This is a genomic window from Flavobacterium sp. 5, from assembly GCF_002813295.1.
GTDB lineage: Bacteria > Bacteroidota > Bacteroidia > Flavobacteriales > Flavobacteriaceae > Flavobacterium.
This window is the reverse complement of record NZ_PHUE01000001.1, coordinates 1,904,871-1,919,379: the sequence shown is the minus strand read 5'-3', so window position 1 is coordinate 1,919,379 and position 14,509 is coordinate 1,904,871. Positions and strand designations below refer to the sequence as shown.

Here is a 14,509-nt window from a genome sequence, read left to right as displayed (position 1 = left end):
TTTTTGTTCTATTAATTTAGGATTAAAGGAAAATAAACAAGCTAAGTTTAAATTAAACAGCAAGGTGATGTTATATAATTTAATGTATTTTGCAAAATTTAATATTTTGTAAGTTAATTATTTTAATATTTTTAAAAAAATAGTATTTAATCGATAAAATATGTCTTTATTCGGCTTTATTGCATTTCATTGCTTAGCTTTATGTAGTAGTTTAAATGCTATAAATAAAATATTTATAAGCTTTGTCTGTAATATTGTAGATTAATTTATAAACTTTTTTTGTTGTTTAATTTACAAAAATTGCGAAATGATACTTTGTAAAAGTATTAAATAGTCACTTTGAGTAAAATGTTTCATTTAGTGATTTCATGAGCTTACGTGAACGGTGTCAATGATAAATAATTTTACTGATTTTTTTTAATCATTAATTAAAGGGTTATGGATAAAAATTATTTTTCTTTGGTTGCATCAATGAAAATGACTAATACCACTTGTCTTTTATTGTTGTGTTTCTCAGCTTCATTCTCTTCTTATAGTCAAACTATTACTAAAACGTTAGTTCTTATAGAAAGCCCTCTTGTAATACCTGCAGGAGTTGGTAATTTGACAGCCAATTGTTGGGGAGCAGGTGGTGGTGGTGGTGGTTCTAATTTTTTAAGCGCAGCTGGCGGTGGCGGAGGCGGTGGCGGTTTTAGAACGGGAACAGTTACTGTTTCGCCAGTTCCAGCAAATACTCAAATTAGTTACACTATTGGTCAAGGAGGAATAGGTGGTTCATCTACGACAATGAATGGTGCGACTGGGGGATCTACAATTTTTTCTACAGTCACGGCTAATGGTGGATTTGGAGGATATGGAGCTACTGCCATTGGTAGTTATGGAGCAGGAGGAGCAGGAGGAGCAGGTAGTTTTTCAGGAGGTACAGGTGCTAGTGCTGCCAATGTTATTATAGTTGGTTTGTCTAGCGGCGGCGGCGGCGGCGGCGCAGGTTCAGGTTCGGTAGGTTTAGCAGGGAATGGAGTTACAGCGGGTGCAGGTGGTACAGGTGGCGGAGGATCTGGAGGATCTGGAAAGGCATTACTTGGACCTGGAGGTAACGGAGTTGATTTTGGCGGTGGCGGTGGCGGTGGTCTTACATTGTTAAGTTTGGCTAATAGTACAGGAGGAAAAGGAGGAAATGGTCAAATTACAGTAAACTATACTTGTCCTACTTATAGTATTTCAAATAATGTCACAGCAACAAACGCTTGTGTTAGCTCAGGAACAGCAATAGTTACATTGAGCTCGACTCCTACAGGATTGCCTATTGGGACATATACAGTAATTTATAATAGAAGCGTTCCGCTTGGAACAAGTCTTGAAGCTTCGATGGTGGTTCAAACTGCAGGAAGTGGAACTTTTACTGCTGATGGACTAACGACTATTGGTTCAAGTGCGATAACAATAACAAAATTAAAATCTGTGGATTGTATAAGTACTATTAGTATTAATAATGTAGTTAATGTTTCTGTAATTGCTTTGCCAGCGATTCCAATGCTAGGTACACTAACGCAAACTAATTGTGTTACTTCAACAGGAAGTATAGTATTAAATGGATTACCTTCTTCGGGAATAGTATATCAAGTAGGATTTGTAAATAATAATTATACAATTACAAATGCAACAGGAACAATGAATATTACTGGTTTGGCTGTAGGGTCCTATAGTTTTTCGGTATCAAATGTAACTTGTCTTTCATCCTCTACTGGAAGTGTCGTAATTACTACACCTGTGACTAAAACATGGAACGGTTCTTCATGGTCACCTGCTGGCACGCCTTCACTGAATGATGCTGTTATTTTTACAGGAAATGCTACTATAGTTTCGCCATTAAATGTTTGTTCATGTCAAATTAATGCAACGGCTACAGTTGTTGTTGGAGTCGCACGAGCAAACAATGACATTGTAGAAACTACAAATGATAATGCTATATTAACGATTCGAAGCGGTTTGAATGTACAAGGTGCATTAAGATTCGAGAACAATGCGAGTTTGGTTCAGATAAATGATAATGCTGTAAATACAGGAAATATTATTTACAAGCGGAACACCTCATTGGTAAAGAATTTTGATTACGTGTATTGGTGTTCACCTGTAGAAGATCAAGTGCTAAATGTATTGTCTCCAACTAGTGATAGATATTATAGCCATGCAGCTGGGAATTGGGTTACACAAGATGGAGGCAATAAAATGAACCCTGCTGGAAGTGGATTTATTATTCGAGTACCTAAATTAAATAAAACGTATTCTCAATTGGTTCAATTTATTGGAAAACCACATAATGGAGTAGTTTCGATAGCAACAGAAGTAGGGTCTAATGAAAATTTTATAGGCAATCCTTATCCCTCAGCAATTGATGCCGATTCGTTTATTACTCATAATGCCTCAATAATTGATGGGGCATTATATTTCTGGACTCATAATACTCCCAGAACACTAATAGGTTCTCAATATGTGTATGTTTCTAATGATTATGCGACCTATACTTTAACGGGAGCTACAGGTGTATGGACGGGTGCATCGTCATCCTCTGGAATTCGATCAGATCGAGCTATTGCTGCAGGTCAGTCCTTTTTTGTAATGAGCAAGGCAAATGGTAATTTTGAATTTACAAATTCGATGCGAATTACTGATTCAGGAAGGAATAGTCAATTCTTTAAGCAAGCAGATTCAAAGCAAATTGCAGCGATAGAGAAGGACAGGGTATGGCTGAATTTGACAAATACCGAAGGAGCTTTCAAACAATTATTAGTGGGCTATATAACAGGAGCTACTAATGAGTTCGATAAATTGTACGATGGTATAAGTTTTAATGGAAACAGCTATATTGATTTTTATAGTGTTAATAATTTGGAAAATTATAGTATTCAGGGGCGTGGGTTACCTTTTGAAGCTACCGATGAAGTACCATTAGGGTATAAAACTACAATAGCTGGAACCTTTCAGATTAGTATTGATGATGTTGATGGTGCCATGACCAATCAAGCAGTTTATTTGGAAGATAAAAGCAACAATAGTATTCATGATCTAAAGAGTGGAGCATATTCATTTTTAACAGAAATTGGAACGTTTAATGATCGTTTTGTACTGCGGTTTACAGATACTAAATTGAGTACAGTAGATTTTGAAATCAAAGAAAAAGATGTTGTTGTATTGGTGAAAAATAGTCAAATAAAAATCAATTCTTTTAAACAAATTATATCCTCTATAAAGGTGTTTGATTTGAAAGGAAGTTTGCTATACGAGAAAAACAAAGTAAATAATAATAAATTTGTTATAGCTGAATTAGCATCAAGTGATCAGGTTTTGATTGTTAAGACGCAATTGGAAGAAGGGAAGTGGGTCAGCGAAAAAATTATCTTTCAAAATTAATTTTGAATCGGAGTCATATAACCTAGCAATTTTTTATTAAAGCAAAAGCCCAATTTCATGATAAAATTGGGCTTTTATAGTATTTTAAAAGGTTTATTTTCCTTTTATAGAAACTTCTAAGTTTTTCTCAATAGTATGGCTAGGACGAGTCCATTTAGGTTTTTCGCCTAAAGATTCAAATTGAGAATCAACTGCTTCAACAGTTGGTCTTTGTGCTGCCTTTTTAAATGGTTTTTGCGGTTTTAAACCTAGTAAATCAAACATTTTCATGTCTTCGTTTACATCTGGATTCGGTGTTGTAAGTAATTTGTCTCCGGCAAAAATAGAATTGGCTCCAGCAAAGAAACACATAGCTTGTCCTTCACGACTCATATTCATTCTTCCAGCAGATAAACGTACTTGAGTATGTGGCATTACGATTCTAGTCGTTGCAACCATTCGAATCATTTCCCAAATTTCTACTGGCTTTTCGTCTTGCATTGGAGTTCCTTCTACGGCAACCAATGCATTGATAGGCACAGATTCTGGTTGAGGGTTCAAAGTAGATAAAGCTACAAGCATTCCAGCTCTGTCATCAACACTTTCTCCCATTCCAATAATTCCACCACTACATACTGTAACACTGGTTTTACGAACGTTTTCTATAGTTTGTAAACGGTCTTCAAATCCGCGGGTAGATATAACCTCTTTATAATAATCTTCAGATGTGTCTAAGTTATGATTGTAAGCATAAAGACCTGCCTCGGCCAATCGTTGGGCTTGATTTTCGGTTATCATACCCAAAGTACAACATACCTCCATGTCCATTTTGTTAATAGTACGAACCATTTCCAAAACCTGATCAAACTCTGCACCATCCTTTACATTCCTCCAGGCAGCTCCCATGCATACGCGTGAGGAACCTCCCGATTTAGCTCTAAGAGCTTGAGCTTTTACTTGATTTACCGACATTAAATCGTTTCCTTCAACACCAGTGTTGTATCTGGCAGCTTGTGGACAATACCCACAATCTTCTGAACATCCACCCGTTTTGATAGAAACCAAAGTAGAAACTTGAACTACATTGGGATCATGGTGCTCCCTATGGATACTAGCTGCTTCAAAAAGCAGATCCATCATGGGTTTATTATAAATAGCAATAATTTCTTCTTTCGTCCAATTGTGTTTTGTGATACTCATCGATCCTTTATTTTGATGGCTCAAAAGTAATCAAATTGTTATAAACAAGCAACGAACAAAGCTTAAAAAGACTTAGTTTGAATTGTTTAAAATGGTTTAATCAGCGACAAATTTGTCGTTATAATACAACATCAGCAACATAGTAACAATTACCGATGAAGCTATACCTTCAAAAAACAAAGTCAAACAATACATGTTAATAGAAGGATGGCCACCAAATAAAAAGGTTTCGGACAAACCTTGTATGTAGGCATCACCGCCTCGCATGTAACTATAAATCAATAAGCCAAGGATAGATAAAGTAACACCGACTAATGAAGTTGTTAGTGCGGCAAGAGCATTTGGAACAAATTTTTTCTTGCCGTTAGCAATTCTCGACTGTATGGTATCATTTACGGCATAAACAATGAATACGATATTTAATAGCCTCAAATAGAAAAGATTGGATAATCCTAAAAATTCCATTAATAGGAAATAAGTTCCTATAGATATAAAAATGAAGTACCCATTTTTAATTTCTTTTTTTACTTTCATGATAAACAGTTTTTAAAAGTTAGAAATGCAGTATCTTTTGGTAATTATGTAGGTTGACATAAATTTACAAAAAAATATTGATATAAAATCAAAACTGTTAAAAAGTAAAAACTAATTGTATTATGTGGGGAATAAAATGTGATTTTATCAATTGTGATTAGTACAAGATAATAGTGATTTTCTCATTTGGATATGTAATTAACCGATAAAGATTATTAAGTCAAAGAATTTACTTTCTAAGGCTATAATAAAAGGCTAACGAAGCAGCCTTTTGAATGGATTAATGAAAAAAAGTACAGACTAAAGCTCATGGGTATTATTTATTCAATATTTTTTTGAAAAATGAGAGTTGTTTCTATAAATTTTCAAAATAGGCCAAAGCTGTATTTCTGTCTTTTTCCAATTGTGCTTTTAAATGCCTAACAGATTCAAATTTTTCCTCATCACGGATCCTTTTTAATATAGAAACCGTAATTTTTTGATCATATAAATCTTCTTCAAAATTAAAATAGTTAATTTCTATAGTTTGATTTTTGCCCTCAACAGTTGGGTTAAAACCAATATTCATCATACCTAAAATCGTTTTAGAACCAATAATACTCTTAACAATGTAAACGCCATTTTTTGGAATTAGCTTAAAGTTTTCTGCTACTTTTAAATTAGCAGTTGGGAATCCTATAGTTCTTCCCAGTTGTCTGCCTTTGGTAACAATACCAGTCAATGAATAGTTGTAACCCAAGTATTCATTCGCCAAAAATACATTTCCTTCATCTAAGGCATGTCTGATTTTTGTCGAACTTACCGATACTTCTTTAATTTCCTGAGCCGAAATTTCTTCGACTTCAAAATCATATTCCTCTCCAAATCTTTTTAGATCGTCAATATTAGCAGTACGATTGCGGCCAAAACGATGATCATGACCGATAATTATTTTGTGAATATGGAATTTATCGACTAATATATTTTTTACAAATTCTTCGGCAGTTAATCTCGAAAAACTTTCATCAAAAGGGTGAATTACTAAATTTTGGATCCCAATTTGATCTAATAAGGCTATTTTTTCATCAATAGTATTGAGCATTTTTATGTCCGAATCCTCCTGTAAGACCATTCTAGGATGTGGAAAAAAAGTAAGAACTAAGCTTTCATATTTTTCATTTTCAGTATTTTGAGTCACTTTTTCCAGTATTTTTTTATGGCCAAAGTGAACCCCATCAAAGGTTCCTAGTGTAAGGATCGTTTTTTTTATAGTGGTTCCTGTCGCAACATGGAAATCATTTATAGAATGAAAAATTTTCAAAGTGACTAATTTTAAATTTTTTGCAAATTTATACTATCTATTTTAAAACTAGACTAAGAAGTTTTTATTTTATTAAAAGGAATTATTTAAGGCGATACACTTCTTAAAGGAATGTTTGTATTTTATTAATTATTTAATTTTTTTTCGAAATTGTTTTAAATCATTGTATATTCCATTGCAAATGAATTAATTTTGTTTGTCAATTTACACATATAAATAAACAAATATCAATTGGATATTACATTTAATATAGCTGCTACATATGAATAGATTATTTTTTTGTATAGGTTTTTTTGCCATTAGTTTTGCTGGATTTTCACAAACCAAATCATCTTGGAAAGAAGTGAATAATTCACAAAAAGCAGCTACTCAAAAAGGGAATAATAGTGAAGCCCGTTTATATACTTTAGATATAGCCGAATTCAAGCAATCTCTTGTGAGTCTAGATTCAAGAATTTCAGATTCTAAAGGAGTTTCTGTTGCAATTCCCAATAGCGATGGTAAAATTGAGCAGTTTCTAGTGGTGGAATCTTCTAATTTTGTACCAGAATTGCAGGCACAATTTCCTGATATTCGTTCGTATTCTGGGACTGGGATTACAGACTCTAACGCCTCTATTAATTTAAGTATTTCTCCAGATGGAGTTCAAACGATGGTTTTAAGAGGTGATAGTGGCTCTGAATTTATTGATCCTTTACCGGATAACAAATCTATTTATGCAGTTTCGACTTCCAAAAGTAGAAATAAAGGAGATTTGCCTTTAACGTGTAAAACGGTAGATGTTGCTTTAAATAAAGAGTTGACTAAAAAAGCAGGTCAATTAAAATCAAATAATGGGGTTTTTAAAACCATGCGATTGGCTTTGTCTTGTACAGGAGAATATACCCAATATTTTGGTGGAACAGTTGCTAAGGCCTTGGCAGGAATGAATGCTACAATGACCAGAGTTAATGGTGTATTTAATAAAGACCTTGCGTTAAAGTTGTTGCTTATTGTCAATGAATCCAGTATAATTTATACCGACGCTGCTACAGATCCTTATTCGGATGCTGATGCAGGGGTTGATGGAGCTTGGAATTTGGAGTTGCAAAAAAATTTAACTTCAATTATAGGAAATGCAAATTATGATATTGGGCATTTGTTCGGTGCTTCAGGAGGTGGTGGTGATGCAGGTTGTATTGGTTGTGTTTGTGTAAATCCAGCTTCCGTAGATGATTATGGTAAGGGTAGTGGTTTTACTTCGCCATCAAATGAAAAACCTCAAGGGGATGCTTTCGATATAGACTATGTGGCTCATGAAATGGGGCATCAATTAGGAGCAAATCACACTTTTTCGAGCGAAGATTTTGAAGGAGAAGGAGTGAGCGTAGAGCCAGGAAGTGGTTCTACTATTATGGGATATGCAGGAATCACTGATTATGATGTTCAAAATCTTTCGGATGATTATTTTGCTTATGCCAGTATTAAACAAATTCAAGATAATTTGGCAACTAAAAGTTGTCCTGTCAGTACTACAATAAGCAATCAAACACCTACAGTAAGTGCTGGATTGGATTATACTATTCCAAAAGGAACACCTTTTGTTTTGGATGGAACGGCTTCAGATCCTAATGGAAATGCCATGACATATTGTTGGGAACAAAATGACTCTGCTACTAGTAGTGAAACTGGAGCTAAAAGTATTACCTATAGTGATAAGGCTAATGGTCCTAATTTTAGATCTTTTTTGCCTAGTAGTGTAAATAAACGGTATTTTCCTGAGTTGAATAAAGTGTTAGTTGGGCAATTGAGCACTACTTGGGAGTCGGTTTCTACTATTGGAAGGAATTTGAATTTTGTATTTACTGCTAGAGACAATGCTGCTTCGGGTGTAGCACAGACTAATTCGGATGCTATGGTTGTAACTGTTGATGGTAATAAAGGGCCTTTTGCTGTAACATCACAAAATACTTCAGATACAGGTTGGATTTTAGGATCTTCGCAAGAGATTACCTGGAGTGTGAATAATACTAATTTATTGTCTGGGGCAAGTAATGTAAATATTAAATTATCTACTGATGGTGGGTTGACTTTTCCAATAGTTTTGGCAGCCAATACACCGAATGATGGTTCTGAAATTATCACTTCACCTTCGACTGCGGCTAAAAACTGTAGAATTTTAATTGAGCCAGTGGGGAATGTTTTTTATGCAGTGAATAGTGTTTCTTTTGCTTTAGGATATAGTGTGGAGACTACTTGTAATACCTATACTTATTCTGCGCCCTATGCTATACCAGAATCATTAACGTATGCAGAGAAAACAATTGTAGTTCCTGCAACTACTTCGCTGGTTAGTGATGTTAATTTTAATGTTAGTTTTACGCATGAGTATATATCGGATGTTCAAATTGAAGTGGTAAGTCCAAAAGGAACTACTGTAAAATTATTTAATAGTCAATGTAAAGCGGTAAATAGTAGTTTGGCTTTAGCATTTGATGATTTGGGAGGAGCTTTAAGTTGTGGTAAAACTACCAGTCAAACAATTGTTCCGATTAATTTTTTATCAGCTTTTAATGGAGAGAATCCGCAAGGAACTTGGAAGTTGAGATTTAGAGATACAGGTGCTGGAGATACAGGAACAATAAACACGGCGTCAATTCAGATTTGTTCTAGTGCTTATGCTACTTTAGGTATTCCTAGTTACGAAATCAATGATTTTATGTTGTATCCTAATCCTAATAAGGGAAAATTTACTGTTTTATTTACTAGTACTGATAAGGCTGATATTCGTGTTTTTGTTAGTGATATGATGGGTAAAATAGTGTATGATGAAAAATTTAAGAATACGGGTGATGTCAATATGATTATTCAGCTTCCTAATGTAAAGAATGGAACTTATATTGTTAACGTTGTGGATGGTGATCGAAAAGGGGTTTCGAAGATTATAGTGAATTAAATCGATTTTGGGTATAAATAAAAAACGAGAGACATTGTCTCTCGTTTTTTATTTTCCATTGAAGGTTGTCATGGTGTTTTCTAATCCGGCTGTTCCAAAAGATTTTATAATTTCGGAAGCGACTTCCAGTCTTTCTGGGAGTTTTGCTTTCTCATTATCGTCCCAATCTCCTAATACATAATCGACTTGTTGTCCTTTTTTGAATTCGTCGCTGATACCAAATCGGAAACGGGTATATTCTTGTGTGTTCAATACAAGATTGATGTTTTTAAGTCCGTTATGACCTCCGTCACTGCCTTTTTTACGGATGCGAACAGTTCCGAACGAAAGATTCAAATCATCAGTGATGATAAAAATATTTTCTACTGGAATGTTTTCTTTGTCCATCCAATATTTCACGGCTTTACCGCTTAAATTCATGTAGGTATTGGGTTTGAGTAATAAAAAAGTTCTGCCTTTGAATTTGTATTCGGCTAGAGCGCCTAGTTTTACGGTTTCGAAAGAGAGTCCTTCTTTTTTAGCTAAAAAATCGACTACTTTAAAACCAATATTGTGACGGGTGTTTACGTATTCGGAGCCGATATTACCAAGGCCAACGATTAAAAATTTCTTCATATTGTCTATGTTCTCTTCTGTTTTTGGTGATGAAAACAGGTTTTGTATCCATTTTATCATGTTGCAAAAGTAGACTTAATTAGATAATTAGTCAATTAGATAATTAGAAAATTTGTGAATTAAGGGGTAGAACAAAGAATATAGAGAACAGAACAAATTGGAATCAGTGTAAAGTATAATCACAATATTGTCATCCCGAGGAATGAGGGATCTTCTCAATATTAGATTTAGAGCGTTTTGTTATATAACAGGTATTTTGAATTTGATTGTGGAGTTACATGTGGAGATATCTCCTTCGTCGATATGACAGAGAATGCGTGAAGTGGATTGTGTAAATAAGTTTTAAATGTTTTTAAAGCGCTAAAATCTAATTTTTTCGCTTCATGTCAAAAAAAAAAGCACCAGTTGTGAAACTGATGCTTTTGATATAGATTGAAAAAGTATTATTTTTTCTTTTTTGCAGGAGCTTTTGCTGCTTTTGCTGCTTCTTGAGCCGCTTTCATAGCAGCACGAGAAATCTTCACTTGACAAATTACTGTATTGTCTGGGTGCATGATTTTGAAGTTTTCAGCAGGTACTTTAGTAACGTATAATTTGTTACCCATGTCTAATGGAGTAATGTCAGCTTCAACGAAATCTGGAAGATTTTTTGGTAAAGCTCTTACTTTTAATTTACGGTTGTTAAGACGTAAATCTCCACCTGCCATAACTCCTTTAGAGTTACCAACGATTTTTACTGGAACTTCAATAGTGATCTCTTTGTCATCATGGATTTGAAAGAAGTCAATATGTAAAATTTTGTCAGATACCGGGTGAACCTGGATATCTTGTAAAACAGCGTTGAATGATTTACCATTCGCAAGCTCAATCACAACTGTGTGCGCGTTTGGAGTGTAAACCAAGTTCTTGAAAGCTATAACTTCCGCTGAAAAATGAACTGCTTGACTTCCTCCGTATAATACGCAAGGAACCAATCCAGCATTACGTAAGGCTTTAGTAGCTACTTTGCCCACGCTTTCTCTTTCTGATCCTTTAATTGTAATCGATTTCATTGTAAAAATTTATATAGTTATTAATTAAACTCTTGTTTAAATTAGCTTTTGTTTTTAAGTATGAACTACATTAAAAACTTTCCGCTAATTGAATTGTTGTGGTGTACCATGTGCATTACTTCAGCAAAAAGAGGTGCACAACTCACTACTCTTATTTTATTTGATTGTTTTTTTAACGGAATAGAATCGGTTACGATTAGTTCCAACAATTTTGAATTTTCTATTTTTTCGTAAGCGCCACCAGATAAAATGGCGTGTGTACAAATTGCTCTTACGCTTAAGGCTCCTTTTTCGATCATTAAATCGGCAGCTTTCGCTAAAGTTCCTCCTGTGTCAATCATGTCATCTACTAAGATTACATTTTTACCTTTAACTTCTCCGATAAGCTCCATAGTTTCGATAACATTGGCCGCTTTTCTTTGTTTGTAACAGATAACTACTTCAGAATTTAAGAATTTTGAATAAGCATAAGCTCTTTTCGATCCTCCCATATCTGGTGACGCAATCATTAAATTATCTAGAGCAAGGCTTTCTACATATGGTAAAAAGATAGTCGATGCAAAAAGATGATCTACTGGTTTCTCGAAGAATCCTTGTATTTGATCTGCGTGTAAATCCATTGTCATGATTCGAGTTGCCCCAGCTGCATCTAATAAATTAGCTACAAGTTTGGCTCCAATCGGAACTCTTGGTTTGTCTTTTCTGTCTTGTCTTGCCCAACCAAAGTAAGGTATTACAGCAGTAATATGTCTTGCTGATGCACGTTTTGCTGCATCAATCATTAATAATAATTCCATTAAATTATCTGCAGTTGGAAAAGTAGAGCATACTATAAATACGCGTAACCCTCTGATAGACTCCTCGTAAGATGGCTGAAATTCGCCGTCACTATAAGTAGACATTGTTACTTTACCCAATGGTATACCGTATTCTTTTGCAATTTTCTCTGCAAGATATTCACTTTTTGAACAAGCAAAAATTTTAGCTTCTGGTTCTAGGTGTGACATTTAATTTGTTGTTTTGTAGTTAGTTGTGTATATCGTTTTTAACGAGGTGCAAATTTATAAAATTAATTCAACTCTGAAAGGAAAAATTTAAGTATTTTTATTAGAATGTTTAAAAAAATTTTTTACATTTGCACCGTGTTAAAGGAAAAGATAATTGTTAATACATTTTATCTCTTTATTGCGTTGGAATGACTGTCGTCATTTCATGTCTGCTAAGCCCGGATGGCGGAATTGGTAGACGCGCTGGTCTCAAACACCTGTGGGAAACCGTGCCGGTTCGACTCCGGCTCCGGGTACAAAAACCTCTTCGAAAGAAGAGGTTTTTTTGGTTTTAAATGGATTTTCATAAAAAAACAAGTCTAAAGGAGATAACTTAGATTTTCTTGGCAAACAAAAAATTTCATTGGAAGCTATTTTTTAGGGCTATAATTTACATTTTATTATATTGTTGAAGGAACGTATTGTAAACTCGCTCTGTTAGTGTAGATTACTTTTCGATTTCAGGCTCTTTTTTGCTAAGTGCAAAGATTGCAAACAAACGAAAAAGATTGCTAATCAGATAAAAAAAAACACCTCTTTTGAGGTGTTTCTGTTAGAATGATTTAGTAAATTTTAAAACTAAATTAGTATAATCTGTTTTTCCTTTGTCCTGAATCTTATAATCAGACAAAGAGATAATTTTAGAATTTTCTGGTGAAGTTTGGCTAGGATTTTGTTTTATTATTGGCTTATTCGAAAATTCTAAAGACATTTGAATGGTTTCTGAAATTTGGGTTTTTTTGTCTTTTTCCATATTTATTCGTTTAATAATCCGCACTCTTTTAGAGAATGTATTGCTTGGGTTTCTAGTGTTGACAAAGCCTGTAAGGATTTTGCTATCTTTGGTTTGATGTTCTTAAAATCTTTAAGAATAATTTTACCATTCTGTTTTCTCTCCGCAAAGTTAGTGAAAAAAGTCAAATACTTACGAGGAGCAACTCCATCAAAAATTAATATCCTAACTTTGTCTGTACTAGTTTCATCTTCTGTGATTGCATCATCATGTAAAGTTATTCCTAAACTCTTTTTATAAGGTTCAATGTAATAAACTTCCTTAATACCTGCAACAATAATATGCCTAGCGCAATTATGACAAGGATATGTCGTGCTAAATAACTTACCATTAATCATTTTTTCTCCTGAAATCTGACTTCCTGATATAATTGCATGCATTTCAGCATGGACTGACCTAGAAAACTCAATTAGGTCTTTAATCTTTGAATTTCTTAATTTTGAATTAAAAGTACTAATTTTTTTCATATCTGTGTAACCTTCGTCATTAAAAAAAATTGTTTTTAATTCAGAATCTTCCTGTAGTGTTTCTATTATACTTTGCACTAATAAATCTTTTTGTTCATCATTACTACAATTGCCAGTTTTGTTACATCTAAAATCAAATTTGTCTCCTTCACGGTATAGGTTGCCTCCAAATTTAGGAACATCATTCCATCCTGTTGATAAGAGATTACCTTTTTTACTTGTTATCGCAGCGCCTACCTGTCTTGATAAACATGCTGAATTACCTGAAGCAGATTTAGCGGCATACATTGCCGTTTCTTCAGCAGTGGGAGTAACTATAGAACTTTCAAAAATTAAATGTAAATATCTTTTAATTTTATCATCTAACTTATCGATATTTTTCTCAGAAACTCTTAAGAAAAAATCACCATCAGTAAATGTGCCTCTTACATTTTGCCCGTTAATATTATTATCATATTCATCAATGTCAATTATGTTTTTGATTTCATCTTTTGCTAAATTTTTATTTGCTAGATTATCTTCACGTTCTTTTTGAGGAGAAAATACACTAAATTGGTAAAAATTATCAGTATAAATTTGTCGAAGTAGTAATAATTCTTCTTTGTTTTTTATTGAATTAAATATAAAACATGTTCTTCTACTTTTAAAATCCTCAGCTTTTGGTAAAAATGTGGGATCATCAGCTATGTTGGTTACTTCATCAGCACGACTGTTATAAATGTCCCTAATGGCAAGTTCTACCAAAACTGAATTATTATTATAACGCTTTCTAATAGCATTGCCTTCGTTTATTTTATACATTAAATCAGAGAATTGTTTTGTTTTCTCTTCAATTGATTGATAATTGTTTATTTTATAGGTATCTATATGATCACTCAATTTTAAAATTTCAACTTTATAGCCATACGTATCTTTAAGAATTTTAGTTAATGATTTGATAACCTCATCTTTCATGGAGCCTATTGGTGAACAAATTCCTAAAAATAATTCTTCAGTACAAGTATTTTTTACTTTCTCTCTAGTTGTTTTTCCTTTTGATTCTCCGTCATTAGATAATACTTCTAATTTAATTTGCTCAGCACCCATTTTTTAGATTTTTATTTAAAGGCTAATATAAATAACTATTTATTATAAATGTTCTTAAAAATTAACAAATAGTTAATAAAAATAATGATAG

Annotated in this window: 10 protein-coding genes and 1 tRNA gene; 3 read left to right on the top strand and 8 right to left on the bottom strand. The window is 33.6% G+C overall.

Annotated features, from left to right (window positions below; genetic code table 11):
• The first annotated feature begins 438 nt into the window (after positions 1-438).
• Positions 439-3,411: a T9SS sorting signal type C domain-containing protein gene (locus tag CLU82_RS21125; protein WP_100842558.1), complete on the top strand. Its 2,973-nt coding sequence runs from the start codon at positions 439-441 to the stop codon at positions 3,409-3,411.
• A gap of 93 nt (positions 3,412-3,504) precedes the next feature.
• Here CLU82_RS21125 and bioB read toward each other — a convergent pair whose 3' ends face one another.
• The 3 genes from bioB to CLU82_RS07790 all read right to left on the bottom strand — a co-directional run bounded on the left by bioB (position 3,505) and on the right by CLU82_RS07790 (position 6,424).
• A complete protein-coding gene (gene bioB / locus CLU82_RS07800; RefSeq protein WP_100842557.1) occupies positions 3,505-4,590 on the bottom strand; it encodes a biotin synthase BioB in 1,086 nt (361 codons plus the stop codon).
• Positions 4,591-4,686: 96 nt separating this feature from the next.
• A complete protein-coding gene (locus CLU82_RS07795) occupies positions 4,687-5,124 on the bottom strand; it encodes a hypothetical protein (protein ID WP_100842556.1) in 438 nt (145 codons plus the stop codon).
• A gap of 355 nt (positions 5,125-5,479) precedes the next feature.
• On the bottom strand, positions 5,480-6,424 hold the full coding sequence (locus CLU82_RS07790) for a bifunctional riboflavin kinase/FAD synthetase (RefSeq protein ID WP_100842555.1): 945 nt from the start codon (positions 6,422-6,424) through the stop codon (positions 5,480-5,482).
• A 262-nt stretch (positions 6,425-6,686) separates the two neighbouring features.
• Between CLU82_RS07790 and CLU82_RS07785 the strand changes: the two genes are divergently transcribed.
• Positions 6,687-9,359 carry a reprolysin-like metallopeptidase gene (locus tag CLU82_RS07785; RefSeq protein ID WP_100842554.1) on the top strand — a complete coding sequence of 891 codons (2,673 nt, stop codon included), beginning with the start codon at positions 6,687-6,689 and terminating at the stop codon, positions 9,357-9,359.
• Positions 9,360-9,407: 48 nt separating this feature from the next.
• Here CLU82_RS07785 and pth read toward each other — a convergent pair whose 3' ends face one another.
• From pth to CLU82_RS07770, 3 genes are all read right to left on the bottom strand, one after another.
• Positions 9,408-10,034, bottom strand: a complete 627-nt coding sequence (gene pth, locus CLU82_RS07780; protein ID WP_100842553.1) for an aminoacyl-tRNA hydrolase — start codon at positions 10,032-10,034, stop codon at positions 9,408-9,410.
• Between the two features lie 383 nt (positions 10,035-10,417).
• Complete coding sequence (locus CLU82_RS07775; RefSeq protein ID WP_100842552.1) at positions 10,418-11,026, bottom strand: 50S ribosomal protein L25/general stress protein Ctc; 609 nt, start codon at positions 11,024-11,026, stop codon at positions 10,418-10,420.
• 65 nt (positions 11,027-11,091) lie between these two features.
• Complete coding sequence (locus CLU82_RS07770; RefSeq protein ID WP_100842551.1) at positions 11,092-12,033, bottom strand: ribose-phosphate pyrophosphokinase; 942 nt, start codon at positions 12,031-12,033, stop codon at positions 11,092-11,094.
• Between the two features lie 216 nt (positions 12,034-12,249).
• Here CLU82_RS07770 and CLU82_RS07765 point away from each other — a divergent pair.
• A tRNA-Leu gene (locus CLU82_RS07765) sits at positions 12,250-12,329 on the top strand.
• 296 nt (positions 12,330-12,625) lie between these two features.
• On the opposite strand, the gene CLU82_RS07760 is transcribed toward CLU82_RS07765, so the two are convergent.
• Complete coding sequence (locus CLU82_RS07760) at positions 12,626-12,826, bottom strand: hypothetical protein (RefSeq protein WP_100842550.1); 201 nt, start codon at positions 12,824-12,826, stop codon at positions 12,626-12,628.
• A 2-nt stretch (positions 12,827-12,828) separates the two neighbouring features.
• On the bottom strand, positions 12,829-14,418 hold the full coding sequence (locus CLU82_RS07755; protein ID WP_100842549.1) for an anti-phage dCTP deaminase: 1,590 nt from the start codon (positions 14,416-14,418) through the stop codon (positions 12,829-12,831).
• Between the last annotated feature and the right edge of the window lie 91 nt (positions 14,419-14,509).